The organism is Nonomuraea glycinis (assembly GCF_014646515.1).
Classification (GTDB): Bacteria; Actinomycetota; Actinomycetes; order Streptosporangiales; family Streptosporangiaceae; genus Nonomuraea; species Nonomuraea glycinis.
Map to the genome: position 1 here is coordinate 138,633 of NZ_BMNK01000022.1, position 22,513 is coordinate 161,145.

The following is a 22,513-nucleotide window of genomic DNA, read 5'->3' on the forward strand; positions in this document are numbered from 1 at the left end:
AGAGGGCATCTAGTGAAAGTTAGGTTATCCTTACCTAAATTGGCTGCGATGTCGCTGGGAGGACATCCGATGTCGCTGGCAGGCCCTCCGGCTGACCCCCTGTCCTGCGAGGAGTACGGCTACGGCCTCGGCCGGCCGGACGGGATCCTGGTGATCCGATACCGCGCGGCGGGCGTCCTGGAGTTCGGCCAGCGGCGGCAGGACTTCCTGCACCAGCTCTACTGGTCACCCGACGGGGTGCTGTCCACCCGCTACGGGACGGACACCCAGTTCGTGGGGCAGGGGGAGGCGTTCTGGGCACAACGGGCCATCAGCCACGAGGTGCGCGGGGGCGACTGGCAGAGCGTCTACCGGCTGTGCCTGCGCGAGGTGCCGCCCCCGCTCGACGGCCTGCGCGCCGGCGCCGTCTCCATCGACGCCGAGGCGGCCCGGCTCATCCAGACCCTCGCCCGCCCCGGCTGCGCCGAGCCGGAGGCACTGACCGCCCGCGCCCGCATCCTGTCCGGCCTCGGCGCCACCACCCGCGCCTACGTCGGCCACCACGCCATCGGCCCCGGCTTCGCCATGGAGGTCGCCCGCACCATGTCCCACGACCCCGGCGCCGCGATCACCCTGGAGGAGTGGGCCGCACGGCTGCACATCAGCGTCAAGACCCTGCAGCGGGACTTCACCCGGGAGTTCGGGATGTCGTACTCGAGGTGGCGCACCCTGCTGCGGTTGCGCGCCGCCCGGGTGCTGCTGGACACGCACCCGGTGGGGGAGGTGGCGCGGCGCGTGGGGTACGCGAGCCCGTCGGCTTTCGTCGCGGCCTTCGGCAAGGAGTACGGCTGCACCCCGGGCCGCTACGGCCACCGGCCGGATGACACCTGCTAGGAGCGTCCTGGTGGGTGGGCCGGTATGAGTTGGCCAGCCCTTGTCCACACGCGAGAAAACGCCGATTCGGCGAGCCGATACTCCAAGAAGGTCCGCCGGCTCATCGAGTCGGTCAACGACAGCCGCACGGTGCGGAAGTAATATGCGCTTGTGGTATTTCCCGGAAGGTTATTGCCGTCCGTCTTCGGTGTTGTTATCTCCGTGCCGGGTTTCGGAGCGGCCGTGACCGCCGACCCATGGCCGATCGTCGAGACTCACATCCCCATTCCCGACATCCTCATCACGTTGCATGAGCGGCCGAATGATCCTTTCCTGGTCACCGCGGTGAACCTCTACAAGGGCGAAGAGCCTTTGCGCCTCCTCCGGGGCGCCGATGACCGGTTCGCCAAAAAGCCAGAGTACAACGACGTAGTGGCTTCCCCGACCGACGGTAAGGTAGTGGCGATTCCGAAGGACTTCTCCCACGGCTACGACGGAATGATCTTTTTGAACCGGGCCTATGTCGAGACGGTGCGCATTCGTACGGTGCGAGACTCCATGGAAACCGTCGCCCCCTACTGGTCCCGCGACGGTCGTCGAGTGGTGGCCACGATCGTGGCGGGGGGTCGGCCGACCGGGTTCGTGATCGTCGACGCTCTCCTCCGCACGACCCGGGTTGTGACCGTGGCGGGAATGAGTAAGGATGCCCGCCTGCGATGGGCTCCCGGTGGCCGCTCTCTTGTGGCGAGTCATCAGGACGGGGTCAGGTTTTTCGATCTTGACGGCCGGGTTCTGCGGACGATATCGGGGGTCGGCGTACTTGCCGGCGGAGAGGACGCTTTCTCTCCTTCTGGCAAGCGGTTCGTTACCCAGTGCTCCAGCACGGTCGAGGAGAATATCTGCGTCTGGGACGCCCGGACCGGGCGGAGTATCAGTCGCGTTCCCACTAAGGCCGAGGAGACGCTGGGCTGGTGGGATGAGGAACATCTCCTCTGCGTCATGGCCGATTCGGGCGAATATATCGTGACACTTATGAATTTCAGTGGACATATTGGCCGGGTGGTCGCCGATGTTTCCGCGTCAGCGTGGAAGAAAGATCTCTACCTGAGCTATACGCGCCGGGCGCGAGTTACCTGATCGTGTTGATCGTTTTGCCGTCGACCGGCCGCCCCGAAGCGTCCCATGACACGGAGGTCTCATGGAGTTAACGGTTACCGTGCCCACGGGCGACGGGAATGAGCTGCGCGGCCTGTACGCGCGTATCGCCGCCGATCGCGGGCTGCGATGTACGGCACGGATCGTCGAGGGAGAGCCGGTCCCCGAGACACTCGGGCCCATCATCGAAATGCTGCAGATCACGCTGGGTGCCGGGGGCACGATCGGCGGTGCAGCCAGTGTAGTCATCGCTTGGCTGCGCAACCGTTCGAGCGAGTTCACCGTACGGCTCAACCAGGACGGCAAGGAGATCGAGCTGACCGCCAAGGGGCTGTCGACCATGGACTCCGACCAGATCGCCTTGCTCACCGAGAAGGTTGTGGCGGCGCTGTCCAAGCAGCGGGCCGATGGCGACTGAGCCGACGCTGCTGCTCGGTGCCAGCGGAGCCAGGGCGCTCATCGTGGGCTCGGGCAGCTACGTCGACGGTTCTCGGCTCACCCCCGTCCCGTCGGTCGCCACCACCGTCGAGGACCTGGCGGCCTGCCTGACCGGTGTGGGAGGACTAGATCCCGCGCACCTCGTCACACTTGTCGACCCAGCCGATCCCGCAACGGTCCTTGCCGCGCTGATCAAGGCGATGGATGGGGCCTCTGATGTCTTCTTTTTCTACTATGTCGGGCACGGCCTGCAGGACGATCAAGGCGAGGACCTGCATCTCGCGACCCACGCCACTAACAAGTCGGTGGATGCCGTGCCGCTGCTGGAGACCCTGCCATACGCCACCCTCAAGCGGACGCTGGCCCGCTGCCCGGCCGAACGCGTCGTGGTGACCCTCGACTGCTGCTTCTCCGGCATGGCCGAGGCTCCGCGCGGCAACGGCTCGTATCGCGGGTTCGACAACGTGCGCGCACCCGGTGCCTATCTGCTGGCGTCCAGTAGCCACCACCTGCGGTCGTTCGCGCCTTTGGGGGACCGGCACACGGCTTTCAGCGGGGAGCTCATCCGGGTGCTGACCGAGGGCGACCCGACGGGACCGCCGCTGCTGACGCTGGATTATCTCTACCGATTCCTGGTCCGCTCACTTCCGGCCAAGGGCTTCCCGCTGCCTTACCGGGAGGTGGCTGACCTCGGGGATCGCGTTCCGTTGGCACCGAACCCGGCCTACCTCGCCGAGGACCCGCCTCCCCCGCCGCCACTGGTGGACGGGAACGACCAGGAGAGCCCGTACCGGGGACTGGCCTCTTTCGGACCCGAGGACACGGCCCTGTTCTTCGGACGTGAGGAGGCAACGGCGAAGCTGGTCGACAGGGCTCTTCGTGAGAGCCTCCTTGTCGTCACCGGGCCCTCGGGCTCCGGCAAGTCCTCGCTGCTGCGCGCCGGCCTGGCGCCTGAACTGGCCCGGCTCGGGTTGCAGTGCATGATCATGGTGCCGGGCGGTGACCCGCTCGGAGAGCTGGACAGACGGCTGCCGCACGATGAGTTGCCCGATCGGGCGGTCATCATCGTCGACCAGTTGGAGGAGCTGTTCACCGCGCCCGTCACTGACGCGGAACGTGCCGCTTTCCTGCGGAAACTCACAGACCTGCCTGCGACTGTCGTACTGAGCCTGCGATCTGATTTCTTCGGTGCCTGCACTACCTTCCCAGAACTGGAACGTGCCATGGGCAGGCCCCTCCTCGTCACTCCCCTGACAGCTGTCCAACAGCGGGAGGCGATTGAGGGACCAACCCGCGTCGCCGGGCTTTCCATGGAGGAGGGCCTGGTCGATCTGCTCTTGGAGGACCTTGCGGGCAGCTCCGGCATCGGCACCCTGCCTCTGCTGTCGCACGCCCTGCTGGAAACCTGGCGCCACCGCGATGGGCGTATTCTCACGCTGGCCGCCTACCGTGCGGTCGGCGGCATCAGGCGCTCACTCGCCGTGACAGCCGACGCCACTCTCGGCGATCTCCTCGGCGCGGAGCAGGAGATCGCTCACCGGCTGATGCTTCGCCTGGTCTACGTCGGCGAAGTCGCCGAAACCCGGCGCCGTCTGCCGCTGTCTCAACTGCCCCCCGACCCTGACGCGGTGGAACGGGTCGTGCTGGCGAAGTTCGTGCAGGCCCGCCTGGTCACCGTGACTGAGGACACCGCCGAGATCGCCCATGAGGCGCTCATCCAGGCCTGGCCGCAGCTCCAGAATTGGATCTCCAACGACCGCGCCCGGATTCTGGCCGCCCAACGTCTCGCGGAGGACGCCGAGATCTGGCATCGCCATAATCGTGATCCCGCCTATCTCTACTCCGGCCGTCGGCTTGCCGCCGCCGAGGCCGCCATCCCGGCTGACCAATTTCATGATCTCCCCGGGCCGGCACTCGACTTTCTCCGGCAGGGGATCACCCAGAGCGCCTGGCAGCGAAGGCTCCGGAGAGGTGCCGTCACCATCCTGGCGATCTCTCTGGTATGCGCCTTGGGAGCGGGGTTCGCCGCGCTGCGCTTGGCGGCACAGAACGCCCAAGAGCGTGACCTTGCCGTCGCTGGGCAACTGGCGGGGTCGACCAACACTCTCAGCGACCTCACCTTACGTGCGCAGCTAGGACTTACGGCCTTCCGTATCGCGGACACCCCTGAGACCAAGGGGGCGCTTATCGCCGCGGCTCACCTCAATCCCGGTATGAGAATCGCAGGGCAGAACGGATCCGTCTCGCGCCTCGCCTTCGCCCCGGACGGGGTCACGCTGGCCACGGGATCCCAAGATTCCAGCGTGCGCCTGTGGAACGTGAAGAATCCGTCCCAGCCCGATCTCACCAGCACGGTGAAGAGCTCCATCGGTGGCATCACAGGACTCGCGTTCAGCGGAGACGGCAAGCTCATGGCCGTCAGCGGGTTGTACTGGACGATCGAACTGTGGGATGTCTCGAACCTGTCTCACCCAGTACTACTGTCCAGGCTCAACGCGTCCGGCGCAGGTGGAAAGGCTCCCAGCGAGGCCCTCGACAAAGTGGCGCGCTACTCCGTCGTGGCGTTCAGCCCCCGGCTCAGGATCCTCGCCACTTCTTTCGTCCGCTATTCGGGGGAGACGACGGTGAAATTGTGGGATGTCGACGATCCCCGCAAACCCATCGGCCGCGATGTCTTGTCGTCGAAGTCCTCCGTCGGGACTCTTGCGATCAGCGCCGACTCCATACTGGCGATCGGCAGGGCCGACGGGACGACCGCGCTGTACGACGTCGGCGACACTACCGACCCGCGCAGGGTGGGAACCTTGCGCGGGCACGCCGGCGCGGTGAGAGCGGTGGCGTTCGACTCGGCGGGGGACACGCTCGCCACAGCGTCGGACGACAAAACCGTACGCCTTTGGGATGTCGGGAAACCGTCCCTGCCGACCTACATCTCCCGGATGGAGGGCTTCGCCGATGGCGTGTCCGGTGTCGCGATCACTGGTGACGGCCATTACGCCGCCACGAAGTCGGGCACCAGCATCAGCGTGTGGGACATCAGCGACCGCCTTCAATCCCGGCACATGAGTGCAATCACGCAATATGGAGGAGCCACGGACATCGTGTTCCGTCCCGACGGCGGGCTCTTCGCGACGGGTTCGGACGACGCGTTGGTCCGGCTGTGGAACACCGCTGACATCCAGGCGCTCGGCGGACTCGGACGCCTCTACAGCGGCGGGAACCTTATGCAAGTGGCCTTCACACGAAACGGCCGAATGCTGGCCAACGCCTCCGGCAACGGCTCGGTGGAGCTCGCCGACACCACCGATCCGCTGCACCCGATCCCGCTGGCCATACTCAAGGGACAAAGTAGCTGGATCAAGGGAGTCGCCTTGCACCCAGACGGGAAGTTCTTGGCGACGGCCTCCAGCGACGGCACCTCACAGCTCTGGGACATCCACGATGTGTCTCGTCCCGTAGCGGTCAGTGTGATCAAAACCGCGACTCTGCCGGGCACATCTCCCAGTCTCTCCGGTGTGTCTTTGAGTCATGACCGCCACCTGCTCGCTCTCTCCCACGGCATCATGGCGGAGCTTTGGGACGTGACCGATTTGAGGCATCCGGTGGTCAAGGCACAATGGGCGGCGCATCGGCAGAATCTCGGTGGAGGGGTCGCGTTCAGCCCGGTGGGGCCCGTACTGGCCACCGGGTCCGACGATTTCACGATCAAGCTGTGGGATGTCCGTGACGCCGGCCACCCCAAGGAACTGGCAACTCTGCACGGCCATACCGCCAAGCTCATAACGATGGCTTTCAGCGGCGACGGCAAAACCATGGCGACCGGTGGAGTCGACGGAACAGTCCGCGTGTGGGATGTCACGCACACCTCCAGCCCGAAGATCATCGGCGTCCTAAGAGGACACACTCGCGCCGTTTTCGCGCTGGCTCTGTCCCATGACGGAAAGCGCTTGGCGTCGGGATCACAAGACCAGTCCGTCCGCGTGTGGGATTTCCACAATTCGGCACAACCGACCCTCTATGCCGTGTTCAGAGAACATGGCGCATCGGTTGGGGCCATCGCGTTCACCCAAGGTGATCGCTTTCTCGCGACCGGCGCGTCGAACTCGTCGCTCCGGCTGTGGAGACTCGATCCTTACTGGGCCGCCCAGCAGATCTGCAAAGTCTCAGGAGCGGCACTGTCGAGGGAAGAATGGCAGGTGTACGTGCCTGGCAGGGACTACACGCCTCCTTGCTCTCCGTGATCGTGTACGCGTCGCCTCTGCCTGACGTAAGGGTTTTCATTCTATTTGAACGGTTACAGGGAAGCGGGTGAGGTATGCGGATCTCCATCACCGACTATGTGGTGGGGGCGGCTGTGGCCGGTGAGAAGGAGTACGGCTGCACCCCGGGCCGCTACGGTCACCGGCCGGATGGCACCCGCGACTGATCAACCCAGCTTTTTCAGCCGCACGGCCTCCTTGAGGAAGACGATGCCGTCGATCTTGTCGAGCTGGGCCGGGTCCAGCGGGAAATAGGCGAAATCCTGGGAGATGCGCGGGGCGGGCTTCGTGACGGCCTCGGCCAGGCGGCCGGCGTCGATGAGAGCGCGGTCCCACGGGAGCGTGGCCAGGAGGCCCTCGACGGTGTCCGGGGACGGGGTGTCGTCGCCGACCGTGCCGAGGGCCGAGGCGAGGAAGGCGTACCGGTCGCCCAGGTGCGTTCCGGTGATCGCCCCCGCGCCCCACCACTCCAGCGTCTGGTCGCCGAACGACATGAGGCTCTTGTTCCGCTGCAGGTGGAGGTTGCCGGCGAAGACCAGGGCCGGACCGTGCTCGGCGAGGGCACGCAGATTGGCGGCCATCATCGCGTCCCGCAGGGCTGACAACCGGCCCCATCGTGCCGGCGACGCGTCGGCCATCCAGTGGTGATAGCGAAGCAGGCCGGTGGCGGTGCGCCCGTACAGTGCCGCCCGCTCCCTGTCCTCCGCGCCCAGCCGTGGGGCCTGCGTGTCGAGCAGCGCCACCAGGTCGTCGGCGATCAGCCGCAGCCGCTGGGCGTCGGCGGACCGGCCGATCGACTGGGACGGATCCATGGCCGCGGCCTCGTTCGACCACTGCTCGTCCGGGCCCAGCAGCGTGTCGAGAGTCTCCCTGGTGCAGGGAAGCGGACCCTCCAGGAAGGCGTAGAGGCCGGTGAGCGCCTGGCGCGGGCTCGCCGCCCAATACTCCAGCGGGCCGTCGAACCCGAAGAACCTCACCTTCTCGTCATGCTCCTCGTTGTACGCCCGCATCCAGCGTACGAGCTCGCGGTTGGCCGGGAACGCGCCGAAGCCGTGGCTGAAGCCGCGCTCCATGACGTCGTCGAGCGTTCCCGCGCCCGTCGTGACGTAGTCGTCCACCACGAGGCCCATCAGACAGTCGCTCTCGATGGCGAACGACCGGTAGCCCTCGTGCTCGACCAGATGCCGGAAGATCTCGTTGCGCACCTCGCCCAGTTCGTCCACGAAGTGCCTGGCCTCGCCCAGACCGAGCAGCAGGGGCCTGGCGGGAAGCGACCGGAGGAACGCCGAGACGCCCGCGCCATCGAGCGGCCGGGCCGTGTCCTTGATATCCATTCCCTCAACGGTATCGTTGAACTTTCGGTGTAAGCTTTGCCGGAAAACCTCCACTCTCAGCGCGGTAGACCCTCAATCGGTGATGCATTCATGAGGCCAGTGGACCTGGCGCGCGAGCACGGCCTGTCCACCCAGGCGATCAGAAACTACGAGGACGCCGGCATCCTGCCCGCCTCCGAGCGCACCGCCCACGGTTACCGCACCTACACGCCGCTGCACGCGCAAGCCCTGCGCGCCTTCCTCGCCCTCGCGGCCGGGCACGGTCACCGCACGGCCACGTCGATCATGCGGGCGGTCAACCGGGGTGACACCGAGGACGCGCTGCGGCTCATCGACGAGAGCCACGGCCAGCTCCTCGACGACCGCCGCACCCTTCAGGCCGTCGAAGCCGCGCTCCGCGATCTGGCGCCCGTACCGCAGGAGCGCGGCGACACGTTCATCGGCCCCCTGGCCAGGAGGCTCGATATACGCCCGGCCACCCTGCGCACATGGGAGAACGCCGGACTGGTCCGGCCGCGCCGCGATCCGCGGACGGGCTACCGCATCTACAGCGCGGCCGACGTACGGGACGTCCGGCTGGCCCACCAGCTCAGGCGGGGCGGCTACCTGCTGGAGCGGATCGCTCCGCTGCTCGCCCAGGTCCGCTCGGCCGGAGGCGTCGCCCCGCTGGAGTCGACCCTGCGCGACTGGCAGACCCGCCTGTCCACCCGGAGCCGCGCCATGCTCAAGGGCGCCGCCACCCTGGACACCTACCTCTCCGCCCGCGAACCCTGAAGCCCACGGCCCGACGCTGAGATCAGCGCAACCGGCTCAACGAAGCTCCGCACGGTGCCGAGCCACCCACGCATACCCGGCCTTGACCTGCTTGACCGCGCCGGAGTCGCGCAGCCGTACCATCGCCGGATCCCCCGCCTCGGCCGCCTGATCGATCCCCCGCCAGCAGCGGTCCTGCCACCACAGCACGGTCTCGACCAGCTCGGACCGGTCGCCCAGACCGTACCCCTCGCAGATCACCTGGGAGCGCCGCCGCACCTCGGCCGGGTCGCTCCCTTCCCACCACCCGGCGTACTGCCAGCACAGCCGGGCCACATCGTGCAGCCGCGCACCGGGCGAGGCGAGATCCCAGTCGATGAACGCCACCGGCCGCAGCCCCTGCCCGAGGTCACGGTAGACGATGTTCCCCGGCCACAGATCGTTGTGACAGACCGTCTCACTCTCCCCGGCGAGAGCCGTACCGGCGGTCAGGTCGTGCAGTTCCCGGGCCAACGCGCCGGCCCGGGCAAGACTGCCATCACCGCCGACCGCCTCAGGCTGTCCACCTTCCCAGTCCCAGGCAACGTGCCCGTCCAGAAAACTCAGAACCTGCCGCCCCTGCCCATCCACCCCCAGAAACCGGGGAGCGCCCGCCCATCCAGCCCGCTCCAGAAAAATCAGCAGCTCACGGACGAACTGAGGATCACCCTGAGCCCCCGGACCGACCGGCCGCCGAACCGTATCCCCAACCCGAACCGCCCCACTGACCCGCCCCCCGAGCAGCGCCTGCTCCACCGTCGGGCCCCCTGGTCGCGCCTGCTCTCCCATGCCTGCCAGTCAACTCGATTCTCGGCCGGGCGCTCGTGGCCGCCGTCGCGGCGCTGATCGACTCTCGGTACAGGCGATATGCGCATTACGTCACCGTGAAGGAAAGCTTACTCGCTCGGTGCTTAATCAATGCCCTCTCCTCAAGCGAAGCTGAACCTGACTAGCTCTCTCAGATGCATGCTTTACCGTTACGCTACCCGAGCGGATCTGTGCCGCTGAGCTATTGAGGATAAAGGACTCACGATGGGGCAATTTTCGCTGTTTGGTCCAAACTTTGAAACGAGCCAATCCAAGCCGGTTGGATCGACTTATCAGCGGATAAGGGTGCTGATCACTGTTAAGGCCGCTCCGAACCCATCTGAGACTTACGGTGAAACGGTCTGCATCGCAGCCCTCCGGCTCGATCTTGACAATCCCGGATGGATACGACTGTATCCCATCAATTTTCGAGAGTTGGATGGAGATAGCCAGTTCAAGAAATATGACATCGTTACGGTGGAGGCCAAGCCGAACACCAGTGATCCGCGGGCGGAGAGTTGGCGCCCACGCGCGGATAGCTTCGTGGTCGAGAAGCAGGTCAAAGGCTGGGACCGGCGTATGTCCTACGTTGACGACTACGTCGAAGAATCGATGTGCGATCTCATCAACGGCGTTCGGGACCACCCGGGAGCACGCTCACTCGCAGCGATCCGGCCAAAGGAGATCCTCAGGCTCGACATCAAACCCCACCCCGGGTGGACTCCTGAGGAGCACGCGAAGATCACTCGGTATGTACAGCAGCTCGACCTCTTCGACGTGGGGCCCCGTACTGCCCTACAGGCGCCCCGTTTCAAAGCTTGGTACCAGTATCGATGCCACCTGGCCACTTGTCCGACCCATCGTCAGGGGATCTACGATTGGGAGTTCGCCGCTCTGCAGCGCCGGTTCAACGACTGCGATGACGAAGGTCTGAAGCGGGTCATTCGTGAGAAGTTCTGGGACATGATGTGCTCACCGAAGCGCGACACGATCTTTTTCGTCGGCAACCAACAAGCGCACCCACGGAGCTTCATCGTTCTGGGCGTTGTCTATCCCGAACGCCCTACGCTGAGATCGCGAAGTTGAACCGTTCGCGGACTGCTTCCAGGATCAGGTCTCGATGGCAGCGGAGCTCGTCCGCCTCGAAGCACATCACCGCCACTCGCTGCCGCCGGGCGGTCGATGCGATCCGCTCCAGACAATCACGAGCGTCGTCGTCATCCAGGGATTGGGCGTAGATGCCGCGAGCGGTTCCCAGCTCTGCCGGACTACCGCCGAACCCTGAGCGGTTCCATTTCGGGTTGCCCAACACGCGCATGTGCTCGTAGGAGATACCGGCGTCGGCCAAGGCGGTGGACAGGGCCGTCTTGCTGAAACCCCGCTTGCGGGAGATCGGGTTGAGACGTACGTCGATCAGCAGTGTCACGCCCTCATGCTGTAGCCGCTGGATGAAACCGTCGAGGTCACACCCCTCGTAGCCGACGCCGACCACTCCAGCGCGCTGATCGTTTGCGAACATGCCTTGCACCCTCTCATGCCTGGTCGTAGCCGTCATCATGTTGCCAGAACCCACCGTAAAGCCGGTGATCCCTGCATCGAACACCGGCCGGCACCAGTCGCTTCCGCCTGATGTAAGGGTTATAGTTCCATTTAATCGGTTACAGGAAAGTGGGTGGGAGTATGCGGGTCTCCATCGTTGACTATGGGGTGGGGGCGGCTCTGGCTGGGGAATTGGCCAATACCTCGCCCACTGTGCGGAGTGCGGAGGGGGAGGCTCTGCCGGATTCTGAAGCGTTGGCGCGGTTTCTTGTGGGGCATGGGCTGCGGTTCGACGCCCTGGCGGATGGGCCGCCGACCGGCCACGACGTTCGGGAGGTTCATCTGCTGCGGCGGGAGGCGCGGGGCATCGTGGAGACCGAGACGGAGGAGCAGGCCGTCGCGGGTGCCGCCGTGCTGGCCGGGCGGGCCGGGCTCAGTCCGGTGCTGGATCGCGATGCCGGTGGGCGGTGGCAGTGGTACGTCCCGACCGCGCCGGGCGCGTCACTGGCCGAGGAGTTGGCCGCGCTCATCGGCATCGGGCTGCTCGGCGCCGTCCGGACGCTCGGGCACGGGCGGTTCCGTGCCTGCGTCGCGCCGGGCTGCCGTGGGGTGTTCGTCGACACCAGTCGCGGGGGACGCCGCATCTACTGCATGCCTGAGCTGTGCGGTAACCGGCTCAATGTCGCCAATCACCGCGCACGGCACCGGCTGGGCGGCGGCGTCACCCAATGAGACGACACGAGGAGAACCCGATGCAGGACCCTAGCCCGGCCGGCGGATCGCCGCTGGCAGGCGCTCTCCAACTCCCGGACGGCTCCTGGATCCGCGGCCGGGGCCTGCGCTATCCGCTGCCGGCCGGGCCGACGCCCGACTTCGGCCTGTACCTCGGCGAAGGCCGGCTCCGGCGTCGCCACGAGAGCGAGTTGCGGTGGCCGCACACGTGGATCCAGTGGCCCGACTTCCTGCTGCCCCGTGACCGTGACCTGGCCGTACAGCAGATCCGCGCGTTGCATGAGCGGGCACGGGCGGGCGCCGCGGTGGAGGTCGCCTGCGGGGGCGGCGTCGGACGCACCGGCACGGTCATCGCCTGCCTCGCCGTCCTGGCCGGCATCGACCGGGCCGACGCCGTCGCCTGGACGCGCGAGCACCACCACCCCAGGGCCGTCGAGACTCCCTGGCAGCGCCGCTGGGTGCTGCGTTTCCCACCCGCCATCCGCTCGAATCCGCGCGACCAGAGCTGATCACACGACGACGCCGTAGGTCACTACGTCCCCGACAAGCGACAGGCGAAGTACGGTGCCGCGCTCAACCCGGTCGGTCGACGAAGCCGAGGCGGCGGTTCATGGCGATGGCCGAGGCGTTGCGCGGGTGGTGGAACGTCGCCAGCCGGCGGTAACCCGCCGCCCGGACGAAGCGGATGGCCAGCAGCTTCAACGCCAGCGACAGCCCCTGCCCCCGGTAGGGCGCGAGCACCCCGGTCATCTCGCTGAACGCCTGCCCCTCGGCCGGGTGCAACGACGTCGAGGACATGCCGATCCACGCCCCCTCGCGGGTGGCCAGAATGATCCCCGCCGGATCGTACGATGGCACCTTGATGCGCTGGGTGACGTAGTCGTCATAGGTGTAGAACTCGCCCCGGTCCGGGATGTCGGCCGAGCAGGTCCGGTTGAGGTCGTAGAGCGCGCGATGCCCCGCCGCCGTGTCGCCCGCCTCGGCCATCGTGGTGAAGCCGACGCCGGAGTCACGGGCTCGCACCAGGTACGGTTCGAAGTCCGCGTCATCGAACCCGTCAACGTCCAGCTCAAGGCGCACCCAGTCGACCATGGGAGAGGACCCTATCCACCGGGGCTCGCCAAAGCGGGAGCCGGGGGCACCGTTGAGGAGAAGGATTCACCCCTCCATGATCCGCGACTTCGTCAGCCCGGGCGGCACGTCCGCGGCCCAGCGCCGGGTGCTGCTCGGGGCCGGCGCGGGGCAGTTCGTGGAGTTCTTCGACTTCGCCATCTACGGCTTCTCGGCCGTGTCCATCGCCGAGGCGTTCTTCCCCGGTCAGGACCCCGTCGCCGGCCTGCTGTCCGTCTTCGCCGCGTACGGTGTCGCGTTCGTCGCCCGGCCGCTGGGCGGGCTGTTCTTCGGCGCGCTCGCCGACCGCACCGGCCGTCGGAAGGTCCTGTACGCCACGCTGATGTGCATGGGGGTGGCCACCGCGCTCATTGGCCTGCTGCCCACCCACGCCGCGGCCGGGATCATGGCCCCCGTCCTGCTGGTCATGTGCAGACTGGCGCAGGGCTTCTCGGCGGGTGGCGAGGCGGTCAGCGCGCCGTCGTTCGTGCTCGAACACGCGCCGTACGAACGTCGGGGCACCTGGATCGCCATCACGGTCGCCGCGACCGCCGCGGCGTCCGTCATCGCGCTGGTCATCATCTTGGCCATCTCCGGCGCGGTGCCGGACACCGCCTACGCCGCGTGGGGCTGGCGCGTCCCCTTCCTGCTGGCGCTGCCGCTGTCGCTGATCGGCGTCTATGTCCGCCGTCGCACCGAGGAGAGCCCGGTGTTCCGGGAGCTCCAGCGAAGCGACGCGATCGAGGCCGCCCCGCTGCGGGGCAGCCTGCGCGGCGACTGGGTCCGGCTGGGTCAGATCTTCGCCGTCATGGCGCTGTCCGGCCTCGGCTTCTACCTCCTCGCCGGCTACTTCGTCACCTACCTGCAGACCGTCGTCGGGCTGAGCCTGACGCAGTCGCTGGCGGCCAATGCCGTGGCGTTGCTGTCGTTCGCGATGCTGCTGCCGATCGGCGGCCGGCTGTCCGACACCTTCGGCCGCAAGCCGATGCTGATCGCCGGCGCGGCGGCGGTCGCCGTCGTGGGGCTGCCCGCGTTCATGCTCATGACCGGCGGCTCCTTCGGCGCCGCGGTGATCGGGCAGGTGTTGCTGGCCGCGGCCCTGGCCGTCTACGGCGGCGGCAGCTACACCTTCTTCGTCGAGCTGCTGCCCGCCGCGACCCGCGTGACGGGCGCCGCCATCAGCTACAACGTGACCCTGGCCGTCTTCGGCGGCACGGCTCCGTTCGTGGGCACCTGGCTGGTCGACAGCACCGGGGAGGCAGTGGCCCCCGCCTACTACCTCGTTGTCGTAGCCCTCGCGGCCCTGGTGGTAGCGGCCACGACCCCGGAGACGCGCGCCGGCGTGGAGGAGCTCGGCGCAGGCGCCGGACACCGGCGGAGGTAGGCGCCCCCGTCCACGCCGGCGGGACACTAGGGCAGGGCTGGGACGGCAGGCTGGGAGTTGGTCCAGCCGACCTCGACCAGCGTCTCCTCGTTGGTCTTGCCTCTGAGGATCTTGCCGTCGAGCCTGGCCGTCTGGTCACGTGACAGCAGCACCATCCTGCCGGTGTCGACGATCAGCCTGATCTTGGCCGAGTGCTTCTGGCCCGTGTCGATCAGGACGGCGGCGCCGGATCTGCCCAGGGCGTCCTTCGCGTCGCCGCCGGCGCGGATGCCCGGCAGCGTCAGCAGCGCCTGGTAGGCCGCGGCGCGAACCTCCTTCGGGGCGGGAACGTCGTGCAGCAGCTCGGGCAGGGTGTACCGGAGCCAGCCGGGGATGTCGTTCTCCCGGCTGACCTGGCCCGCCTTGGTGAGCCAGTCCTTCAGCCGACCCGGGTCGCTGGGCAGGCGCTGAACCTCGTCGTACGTCAGCCACTGCTGCGCGAACCAGAACCGGCTCGGTTCATTCGGCCTTGGGCCCACGCGGCCTTTGGCGGGGTGGGCGGACAGCTTCACGGTCTTGCCGTCGATCGATTCACTCCACGTGGAGGGGGAGCCGTCGCGCTGCCACGCCTTCTTGTCGGCCGCGGTCCCCGGCAGCGTCGCCAGCTCGCGGTATCCGAACCAGGCCCTGCCGTCAGGGGCGCTCCACCGTTCCGTGATGTCCCGCTGGACCAGCGAATAGGGGCGCGCCTTGGAGCCGAATCGCCAGGGGTGGGTGGACGTCGACATCGTCCTGGTGTGCCAGTAGGCCCCCTCAGGGGGAGTGGCCGCGACGGCCGCCGGCGCGCTCAGGGCGGTGGCGCCAACGGCCAGGGCGACGCCGAGGGTGATCAGCCGCCAGGCCGGCGCGGTCACGAATGTCATCAGATCGCTCCATGGATTCGAAGTCACGACCATCCATACGCCTGGGCCGCTCGAAGGGTTGCCCGCGAAAATATTCTGCGCGGGAGGGCAACGGTTGCGAAGGCCGAGGCGTATTAGGAGGCGTGAAATCGGACAGAAAGCCGTGAGCGGCGTGGAACGCGACTTCAGTGCCTTTGTGGCCGCGCGTGCCACGAGTCTGCTGCGGGTCGCCTATCTCGCCTGCGGTGACGCGGCGGAGGCCGAGGACCTGCTGCAGACCGCGCTGGAGCGTACGTACAGAAGCTGGGACCGGGTGCGTCACGACAGCCCCGAGCCCTACGTGCGGCGCGTCATCGTCAACGCCGCCATCAGCCGCGCCCGCCGCCGGGCGATCCTCAGCATCATCCCGATGCACAGCCCGCCGGAGAGGTCGGCCCGCGCGACCGATGTCGACCTGCGCCATGTGCTCATGGAGGCGCTGCGCGCCCTGCCGCCCCGGCAGCGCGCGGTGATCGTCCTGCGGTACTGGGAGGACCTCAGCGAGACGCAGACCGCTGAGGTGCTCGGATGCTCGGTCGGCACCGTCAAGAGCCAGGCGTCGAAGGCCATGGCCAAGCTCCGCTCGGCGCTCGGCCGGGAATCAGCGGAAGGAGTGATCAGGAATGCCCATGCTTGAGGAGGAGATCCGCCAGATCATGGCGGACGAGACCGCGAGGCTGCAGGCCGCGCCCGACCTGGCGGAGCGGGTCATGCGCGCCTCCCGCGGCAGGCGGACGAGAGCCAGGGTCGCGGCGCTGGCCACGTCGGTCGCCGTCATCGCCGCCGCGCCCATCGGATACCTGACCGTCGGCTCGGTGGCCACGACCGGGCAGGAGCCCACGATCTCCGCGATGCCGGAGCCGCCCGCCATCGACGACACCCCGCCGGTCCCCTCCAAGCCGCGGGAGCTCGGAGACCTGGGCGACGGAAAGGAGTTCGGGCAGGTGAAGGTGGGGTATCTGCCCGAGCGGCTGCGATGGTCGAACTGGTCGGTGGACTTCGGCGACCGATACTCGACCTCGTACAACTTCGACGGCGACAAGAACAGCTTCTACTGCGTCCAGATCTACATGTACGAGGAAGCGGCCGTCCAGGAGCTCGACGACCGGATCCAGCAGTACCGCGACGAGGGCGACGGTGAGGAGGTGACCATCGGCGACCGGACCGGCTACCTGGTCATCCAGCACGTGGGCGAGGACGGCATGAAGGGCACCCCCACGCTCTTCCTCAGGATGGGCGACAGGCAGCGCGCCGAGATCATGTTCAGTCCCACATACGCCAAGGAGTTCTCCGGCGCCGAAGCCGTCAGCGCCGAGCTGAAGCGGATCGCGGAAGGGCTCACCTCGACCCGCTGACCTCCGTCAGGACACCCGGACGCCGGCCACGCTGCTCGACCAGGAGGACGGGCCCGCCGGGGTGCACGTGGCGGAAGCCCTGCACGCCGGCGGCTGACGAGGTCTCTCGCACAGGCGGGAAAAGTCAGGTGTCCGTCTCCTTCGGCATGGCGGACATCGAGAGGAGGTCGTCCGCGAAGCGGCGCATCAGCCGTTCGAGCTCCAGCAGGTCCCTGTCGCTCCAGTGCTCGAACACTGGGGTGCTGAGCCGCATCCGGGCGGCGTCGAGCGCGTCCGTGACCCGGCGGCCCGCGGCGGTGACCATCGCTTCCTTGACCCGCTTGTCCAGGGGGCTCGACCGCCGCTCGATCAGGCCGAGCTCGGCGAGTTTGGCCACCTGCCGGCTCACGGTCGTGTGGTCGCGGTCGGTCCGTTCGGCGATCTCGCCCACGCTGATCGGCCCGAACCGCTCGACGCCCACGAGCAGGCGGAACAGGGCCTGGTCGAGCACGACCCCGGCCTCGGCGATGAGCTCCTCGTCGCCGCGCGGCAGGTTGGTGAACGAGATCAGGTCGACCAGTGATTCGTGCAGGCGCCGAAGCGCGACCTGCCGGCGGTGCTTGGAAACCATGCTCGCCTTACGTGAACGGGTGGGACGTGCCAACGCGAGGATACCGGCTCGGGTGAGCTCTCCCAGCATGGCCGCACGCCGATGCCTTGGCAAGATGTGTTCACTATGCATTCATCTATGAACCAGTCCACCAGGCTATCCGCTTGACTTTCTCCTCAAATTATGTGCAAAATACACACGTTTTCAAGGAGCTTCCACCGAAGGAGACGTACGCCATGTCACCCGATGTGATCATCTGTGGGGCCGGTCCGGCCGGACTGATCCTGGCCATTGACCTCGCCCGCAGGAACGTCGGCTTCCGCCTGATCGACAAGGCGCCGCACCCGTTCGCCGGCTCGCGCGGCAAGGGCATCCAGCCCCGCAGCCAGGAGGTCTTCGAGGACCTCGGCGTGGTGGACCGGATCGTCGCCTCCGGCGGCGAGTACCCGTTGGCGCGGCTCTACACCGATGACGGCCACGTCGACCGGGCACCTGGCGAACGGACCGAGCCGACGCCGGCCGAGCCGTACCAGATTCCCCTGCTCGTCCCCCAGTTCCTCACCGAGCGCCGCCTCCGCGAGCGGCTGGCCGAGCTCGGCCACGCCGTCGAGTACGACCACGCGCTGGTCGGCTTCGAGCAGGACGCCGACGGCGTCACCGCCACGATCCAAGGCGCGTGGCCGGTGCGTGCCAAATACCTGGTCGGCGCCGACGGCGGATCGAGTTTCGTGCGCAAGGCCCTCGGCATCGAGTTCCCCGGGAAGACCCTCGGCGTGCGGGCGCTCGTGGCCGACGTGCGCGTGGACGGCCTCCCGTGGGACTTCTGGCACCGCTGGGACCAGGACAAGGAGGCGCAGGTGTCACTGTGCCCCCTGTACGGCACCGACCTGTTCCAGTGTCAGGCCGCCGTCCCCTTCGGCGTCGACGTCGACCTGTCGCCCGAGGGGCTCACCGCGCTGCTCCGCGAACGCACCGGCCGGGACGACATCGTGATCCGCGAGGTGGTATGGGGATCCGTCTACGAGATGAACGCCCGGCTGGCCGGCCAGTACCGGCGCGGGCGCGTGCTGCTGGCCGGGGACGCGGCCCACTGCCACCCGCCGACCGGCGGCCAGGGACTGAACACCAGCATCCAGGACGCCTACAACCTCGGCTGGAAGCTGGCCGCCGTGCTCGACGGCGCCCCGGAGTCGTTGCTGGAGACGTACGAACAAGAGCGCCGGCCGATCGCGCAGGAGGTGCTGGGCCTGTCGGAGCGGCTGCTCGAAGCGGCGCAGAAGCGTGACCTCCGTCGCGGACGCGAGGTGAGCCAGCTCGACCTCGGCTACCCGGACTCGCCCCTGACGGTGGGCGGACCGCCGCGCGAGAAGGGCGTCCAGGCCGGCGACCGGGCCCCCGACGCCCCCGTGACCGGCGCGGGCGGGCTCGCGACGCGGCTGTTCAGCCTTTTCCAGGGGCCGCACTGGACGCTGATCGGGTACGAGGTCGAGGAGACGGCACTCCCGGCGCTCCGCGTCGGCCTGCGGATCCACGTCCTCGGCCGGGACATCCTCGACACCGGCGGCCACGTACAGAGTGCTTATGGGCTGTCGCCGGGGGAGTGGGCGCTCGTCCGTCCTGACGGATACGTCGCGGCCATTGGCGGCGTCGCCGAGCTGCCGTTCCTCGCGACCTACCTCGACGGCGTCGGCGTCCGCCCCCCGCGCTGAACCAGGCGTCAGCGGGTCATTCGCCGCTTGCCTTGGACGAGCCGCGCAACCCGCGCACGCCGATGAACACGAGGGCCAGAGCGACGATGACCACGATGGGGCCGATGACGGCCCAAGTGGTGTCACCGCTCATCACGCTGCCGCCGACCGCGCCCAGCCCTTGCAGCGTCCACAGGACGCCGGCCGCCGCCAGGAGAACGCCGACTGCGATGAGGATCCATGCTCTCACTGTTTTCTCTTTTCCTTCACCCGAGCCCACGCCGAACGACGGGCCGCCGTGGCTCGCACCGTATCCCGGATCCGGATGTCCTGGGAGGTTCGAAACTCCTCCTACTGAGGCCCATGCGTTGATTTCGTAGACAACCTGTCGTAATCTTTGCGACAGGTTGTCGCGTAAAGCGCGAGCAGTGTCGTAGTGAAGGGAGAGGGCTTCTCATGAATGCGCTCATCGACCGTGCCGATCTCATCGAGCTGCTTGGCCGATATGCCGATATAGCGGACCTGAAGGAGTTCACCGACCTACCCGGCCTCGTCTTCACCGACCCGTTGACGCTCGACTTCGGGTCTGTCGCCGACATTCCGCCCATGACCGTGCCGCTCGGCGATTACCTCGAGACCCTCCGCACCGCCTTCGCGCCCTACACGGCGACGCACCACGCCATCACCGGACACGTCATCGAGATCGACGGCGACAGCGCGACGATCCACGCGCACGTCCGTGCCGAACACTGGATCCCGGACGAGCTCGCCGGAGATGGTCCCCATCACTGGCTGGTGGTCGGCTTCTACGACAACGAAGCGGTCCGCACGGCCGACGGCTGGCGCCTCAACCGCGTGAAGCTCACCTCGACGTACCAGGAGAACCCGCAGCTGTCGAGCGTTGCCCTGGCCGCCGAGCGGGCCCGCTAGCGGCGGGGGGAGAATGATCGGATGCCACGGATCCGGGGAGCCAGCATCGAGGAGCACCACGAGATGGTGTGGGCCGACCTCGCCGAGGCGATGCGGCGGCTGCTGCTCGAACGCGACTACGACTCGATCACCATGGGCCACATCGCGGCCCGGGCAGGGCTCGCCCGCAACACGCTGTACAACTACGCCGGCGACAAGAGCGCGCTGGTCCTGGCGCTGACCCGGCGGGCGAGCCGCCCTGTGGTCGAGCGGGTGGCCGCGATCGCCGCGCGGTCCTCGGACCCGGCCGCGGAGCGGATGCGGGAGATCATCGAGGCCTTCCTGGAGGCGTCCACGGATCAGGCCATGCAGCTGATGTTCCGGCCGGGCTCCGGCCCGCTCGTCGCCGAGGTGCCGAAGGGGCTGGACAGTCCGTTCCACGCGATCGTGGTCGAGGTGCGGAACGTCGTCCGGGAGGGCATCGCGCGCGGGGAGTTCCGTGCCGTCGGCGACGTGCACCTCGCGGTGGAGCTGCTGTCCGGCGTCATGCGCGCGGGCGCCGAACACATCGGCCGGGACCCGGCCGCCTTCGCGGCCACGGTCCGCGCGGTGCGAGAGATCATCCTGGCGTCTCTGGCCCGCCGTCCGGATCAGCTTGGTTGACGGCCCAGGAGCGAACCGGGTGCGCGGGAAGGCTCACTTCGCCCAGGTGGTCACCGCGTCCTCCATGAGCCGCAGCGACACCGACTGGGAATGCGCGTCCGCTCTGATGATGTTGTAGCGCACTTTCAGCCGGGCGACCGCGTCATGATCGCTCGTGACGTCACCCGACAGTACGGAGTCCGCCGACGCCACCTCGATCCCGCCGCGAAGCCGCGCCAGCGAGAACGCACTCATCATCCCAGCGCCGCAACCCGCCGCGATAGGGACGAACTGGACGGTGACGCACGGATGCTGCGCGAGCTCCAGGAGGTGGCGCAGCTGGTGCAGGAGAACCTCCGGCCCGCCGATCGGACGATGCAGCACGCCCTCGTCGATGAGCGCCAGGAAGACCGGCGGGTTCGGCCGGTCGAAGATCTGCAACCGCCGGATCCGGGCCTCGACCCGCTCCTCCAGCTGGTCGGCGGGGGCCATGGGGGAGAAGACGGCGCGGGCGTACTCCGAGGTCTGGAGCAGTCCCGGGATCAGCATCGGGTCCCAGGACTGGAGGATGACCGCCTGCGGCTCGACCTCCTCCACCCAGCGCGCGAACCAGCCGAGGGCGGGGGAGTGCGAGATCTGCCGGAACAGGGTGGTGAAATGCTGGTCCAGCTGGAAGGCGTGGTCCAGGGCTTCGGCGAAGTCGAGAGTGGGCTCTCGGCGGCCTCGCTCGATGTGGCTGATGAGAGAGGGGTGACACTGCATCCGGGTGCCGAGGGCGACGAGGGACAGGCCCGAGTTTCTGCGGTAGTGCTCCAGGTCGGAGGCGAAACGCACTCCGGGGGGTATCGGGTTGCTGATGCTGTCGCTCACGCGGCTCCTTATTCGGATTGATCACCCTCCGCGACCATACCGCTACTGGATATGACAATCAATGTCGTTCTTGTATCGTTTCTGGCGTTGACTTCGCTGGGGGCACGGCTGGCTGAGTCGGTTCGGGCGGGACAGAGTCGTACGAGGGTGCTTCGTGGCTCAGTCAGGCGTGACGGGCAGTTCGAGCAGTTCGACGGAGCGGCCGAAGCCACCGCGCCGGTACAGCGGCGCGCTGCGAGGTGAAGGCCAGACGATGAGGGTGTCCAGGTCATGGCTGCGGGCGTAGCGGTCGACCTCACCCATCAGGGCGCTGCCGATGCCCTGGTCACGCCACTCCGGGGTGGTCACACTCTCGCACCTGGCTCCCGAGGGTCGTACGGCCCACGTACGAAGAGCAGCCGGTCGCTTGCCCGGGTGGTCATGGCTACGCTGGCGGCGTGCCATTGGTGTGGGTGACGGGCAATTCAGGGACTGGTAAGTCCACGGTCTGCGGGGTGTTGCGAGCGCGTGGCCATGTCGCGTTCGACGCCGACATGGACGGATTCTGTCGCTGGATCGACCGAGCTGATGGCGAGGTCGTGATGGATCCGCCGGATCCGGTTCCCGGGGGCTGGCTCGATCGATACGGGTGGGCGATCGTCCGCGAGCGAGTTGCGGCCCTCGTCGAGGAGTCTCGTTTCCAGATCACGTTCTTGTGCGGGTCGGCGGAGAACGAGACAGACGTCCGTGATCTTTTCGACCTCATCGTATGCCTGGTGATCGACGAGGACACCCTCCGCCACCGGCTCGCGACCCGCACGACGAACACCTTCGGTCAACATCCCGAAGAGCTCGCAGCGGCCCTGAAGTGGAATCCTCAGATGCGAGCGATCTACGAAAGCCTTGGCGCGACGATCATCGATGCATCCAAGCCGGTGACCGAGGTGGTGGACAGCGTGATCGACGCAGCGCGGTAGCTGACAGGGCCCACCTCGCGGAGTAGACATTCACCCACGGCGCCCTGTTGAAAGCCCCAGCCGCAGACGAGCCGCCCGGCTCGCTGTGCCGAGGTGATGAAGGCGGACTCGCTCGCCGGTGCGGCGTAGAACAGCCACTGGGTATGACAATCAATATCGTTCTCAATTGGCCGAAAGTACGG

General features: G+C 67.5%; 24 protein-coding genes. 15 read left to right on the forward strand and 9 right to left on the reverse strand.

Features of this window, described 5'->3' with window-relative positions:
* Positions 1-69: 69 nt before the first annotated feature.
* The 4 genes from IEY87_RS46880 to IEY87_RS40915 all read left to right on the forward strand — a co-directional run bounded on the left by IEY87_RS46880 (position 70) and on the right by IEY87_RS40915 (position 6,686).
* Positions 70-873 carry a helix-turn-helix transcriptional regulator gene (locus IEY87_RS46880; RefSeq protein WP_263653225.1) on the forward strand — a complete coding sequence of 268 codons (804 nt, stop codon included), beginning with the start codon at positions 70-72 and terminating at the stop codon, positions 871-873.
* Between the two features lie 222 nt (positions 874-1,095).
* Complete coding sequence (locus IEY87_RS40905) at positions 1,096-1,989, forward strand: WD40 repeat domain-containing protein (protein WP_189144253.1); 894 nt, start codon at positions 1,096-1,098, stop codon at positions 1,987-1,989.
* A 61-nt stretch (positions 1,990-2,050) separates the two neighbouring features.
* Positions 2,051-2,425 (forward strand): effector-associated constant component EACC1, encoded by a 375-nt coding sequence (locus IEY87_RS40910; RefSeq protein ID WP_189144254.1) that lies wholly within the window; start codon positions 2,051-2,053, stop codon positions 2,423-2,425.
* Complete coding sequence (locus tag IEY87_RS40915) at positions 2,415-6,686, forward strand: caspase, EACC1-associated type (protein ID WP_189144255.1); 4,272 nt, start codon at positions 2,415-2,417, stop codon at positions 6,684-6,686. Before IEY87_RS40910 ends, IEY87_RS40915 begins: the two co-directional genes overlap by 11 nt.
* Before the next feature lie 185 nt (positions 6,687-6,871).
* On the opposite strand, the gene IEY87_RS40920 is transcribed toward IEY87_RS40915, so the two are convergent.
* A complete protein-coding gene (locus tag IEY87_RS40920; protein ID WP_189144256.1) occupies positions 6,872-8,038 on the reverse strand; it encodes an erythromycin esterase family protein in 1,167 nt (388 codons plus the stop codon).
* 90 nt (positions 8,039-8,128) lie between these two features.
* On the opposite strand from IEY87_RS40920, the gene IEY87_RS40925 reads away from it, so the two are divergent.
* Positions 8,129-8,812, forward strand: a complete 684-nt coding sequence (locus tag IEY87_RS40925) for a TioE family transcriptional regulator (RefSeq protein ID WP_189144257.1) — start codon at positions 8,129-8,131, stop codon at positions 8,810-8,812.
* Between the two features lie 36 nt (positions 8,813-8,848).
* On the opposite strand, the gene IEY87_RS47355 is transcribed toward IEY87_RS40925, so the two are convergent.
* Positions 8,849-9,304, reverse strand: a complete 456-nt coding sequence (locus tag IEY87_RS47355) for a phosphotransferase family protein (RefSeq protein ID WP_372462292.1) — start codon at positions 9,302-9,304, stop codon at positions 8,849-8,851.
* A 558-nt stretch (positions 9,305-9,862) separates the two neighbouring features.
* Here IEY87_RS47355 and IEY87_RS40935 point away from each other — a divergent pair.
* The gene (locus IEY87_RS40935) at positions 9,863-10,723 is read left to right on the forward strand and encodes a DUF8757 domain-containing protein (RefSeq protein WP_189144259.1); all 861 of its coding nucleotides are present in this window, start codon (positions 9,863-9,865) and stop codon (positions 10,721-10,723) included.
* Here IEY87_RS40935 and IEY87_RS40940 read toward each other — a convergent pair.
* Positions 10,701-11,240 carry a DUF488 domain-containing protein gene (locus tag IEY87_RS40940; protein WP_225278128.1) on the reverse strand — a complete coding sequence of 180 codons (540 nt, stop codon included), beginning with the start codon at positions 11,238-11,240 and terminating at the stop codon, positions 10,701-10,703. The two genes, IEY87_RS40935 and IEY87_RS40940, sit on opposite strands and share 23 nt — an antisense overlap.
* 77 nt (positions 11,241-11,317) lie before the next feature.
* Between IEY87_RS40940 and IEY87_RS40945 the strand changes: the two genes are divergently transcribed.
* Positions 11,318-11,908, forward strand: coding sequence for a CGNR zinc finger domain-containing protein (locus IEY87_RS40945; protein ID WP_189144260.1), 591 nt, complete (start codon positions 11,318-11,320; stop codon positions 11,906-11,908).
* A 20-nt stretch (positions 11,909-11,928) separates the two neighbouring features.
* Complete coding sequence (locus IEY87_RS40950; RefSeq protein WP_189144261.1) at positions 11,929-12,417, forward strand: protein-tyrosine phosphatase family protein; 489 nt, start codon at positions 11,929-11,931, stop codon at positions 12,415-12,417.
* A gap of 64 nt (positions 12,418-12,481) precedes the next feature.
* On the opposite strand, the gene IEY87_RS40955 is transcribed toward IEY87_RS40950, so the two are convergent.
* A complete protein-coding gene (locus IEY87_RS40955) occupies positions 12,482-13,000 on the reverse strand; it encodes a GNAT family N-acetyltransferase (protein ID WP_189144262.1) in 519 nt (172 codons plus the stop codon).
* 76 nt (positions 13,001-13,076) lie between these two features.
* Here IEY87_RS40955 and IEY87_RS40960 point away from each other — a divergent pair, with 76 nt between their 5' ends.
* Positions 13,077-14,402, forward strand: coding sequence for an MFS transporter (locus IEY87_RS40960; protein ID WP_189144263.1), 1,326 nt, complete (start codon positions 13,077-13,079; stop codon positions 14,400-14,402).
* A gap of 26 nt (positions 14,403-14,428) precedes the next feature.
* On the opposite strand, the gene IEY87_RS40965 is transcribed toward IEY87_RS40960, so the two are convergent.
* Positions 14,429-15,304, reverse strand: coding sequence for a hypothetical protein (locus IEY87_RS40965; RefSeq protein WP_189144264.1), 876 nt, complete (start codon positions 15,302-15,304; stop codon positions 14,429-14,431).
* Between the two features lie 151 nt (positions 15,305-15,455).
* Here IEY87_RS40965 and IEY87_RS40970 point away from each other — a divergent pair, with 151 nt between their 5' ends.
* Both IEY87_RS40970 and IEY87_RS40975 read left to right on the forward strand, forming a co-directional pair.
* The gene (locus IEY87_RS40970) at positions 15,456-15,959 is read left to right on the forward strand and encodes a SigE family RNA polymerase sigma factor (protein ID WP_225278147.1); all 504 of its coding nucleotides are present in this window, start codon (positions 15,456-15,458) and stop codon (positions 15,957-15,959) included.
* The gene (locus IEY87_RS40975; RefSeq protein ID WP_189144266.1) at positions 15,946-16,677 is read left to right on the forward strand and encodes a hypothetical protein; all 732 of its coding nucleotides are present in this window, start codon (positions 15,946-15,948) and stop codon (positions 16,675-16,677) included. Before IEY87_RS40970 ends, IEY87_RS40975 begins: the two co-directional genes overlap by 14 nt.
* 124 nt (positions 16,678-16,801) lie before the next feature.
* On the opposite strand, the gene IEY87_RS40980 is transcribed toward IEY87_RS40975, so the two are convergent.
* Positions 16,802-17,287 (reverse strand): MarR family winged helix-turn-helix transcriptional regulator, encoded by a 486-nt coding sequence (locus IEY87_RS40980; protein ID WP_189144267.1) that lies wholly within the window; start codon positions 17,285-17,287, stop codon positions 16,802-16,804.
* Between the two features lie 215 nt (positions 17,288-17,502).
* On the opposite strand from IEY87_RS40980, the gene IEY87_RS40985 reads away from it, so the two are divergent.
* On the forward strand, positions 17,503-18,975 hold the full coding sequence (locus tag IEY87_RS40985; RefSeq protein WP_189144268.1) for an FAD-dependent oxidoreductase: 1,473 nt from the start codon (positions 17,503-17,505) through the stop codon (positions 18,973-18,975).
* A gap of 16 nt (positions 18,976-18,991) precedes the next feature.
* Here IEY87_RS40985 and IEY87_RS40990 read toward each other — a convergent pair whose 3' ends face one another.
* On the reverse strand, positions 18,992-19,204 hold the full coding sequence (locus IEY87_RS40990; RefSeq protein ID WP_189144269.1) for a hypothetical protein: 213 nt from the start codon (positions 19,202-19,204) through the stop codon (positions 18,992-18,994).
* Positions 19,205-19,410: 206 nt separating this feature from the next.
* On the opposite strand from IEY87_RS40990, the gene IEY87_RS40995 reads away from it, so the two are divergent.
* Positions 19,411-19,884 (forward strand): nuclear transport factor 2 family protein, encoded by a 474-nt coding sequence (locus tag IEY87_RS40995; protein ID WP_189144270.1) that lies wholly within the window; start codon positions 19,411-19,413, stop codon positions 19,882-19,884.
* A 21-nt stretch (positions 19,885-19,905) separates the two neighbouring features.
* Complete coding sequence (locus tag IEY87_RS41000) at positions 19,906-20,526, forward strand: TetR/AcrR family transcriptional regulator (RefSeq protein ID WP_189144271.1); 621 nt, start codon at positions 19,906-19,908, stop codon at positions 20,524-20,526.
* 33 nt (positions 20,527-20,559) lie between these two features.
* On the opposite strand, the gene IEY87_RS41005 is transcribed toward IEY87_RS41000, so the two are convergent.
* On the reverse strand, positions 20,560-21,375 hold the full coding sequence (locus IEY87_RS41005; RefSeq protein ID WP_189144272.1) for a helix-turn-helix domain-containing protein: 816 nt from the start codon (positions 21,373-21,375) through the stop codon (positions 20,560-20,562).
* 159 nt (positions 21,376-21,534) lie between these two features.
* Positions 21,535-21,723: a GNAT family N-acetyltransferase gene (locus IEY87_RS41010; RefSeq protein ID WP_229699454.1), complete on the reverse strand. Its 189-nt coding sequence runs from the start codon at positions 21,721-21,723 to the stop codon at positions 21,535-21,537.
* Positions 21,724-21,812: 89 nt separating this feature from the next.
* On the opposite strand from IEY87_RS41010, the gene IEY87_RS41015 reads away from it, so the two are divergent.
* Positions 21,813-22,331, forward strand: a complete 519-nt coding sequence (locus tag IEY87_RS41015) for a DEAD/DEAH box helicase family protein (RefSeq protein WP_189144274.1) — start codon at positions 21,813-21,815, stop codon at positions 22,329-22,331.
* Positions 22,332-22,513: the final 182 nt, after the last annotated feature.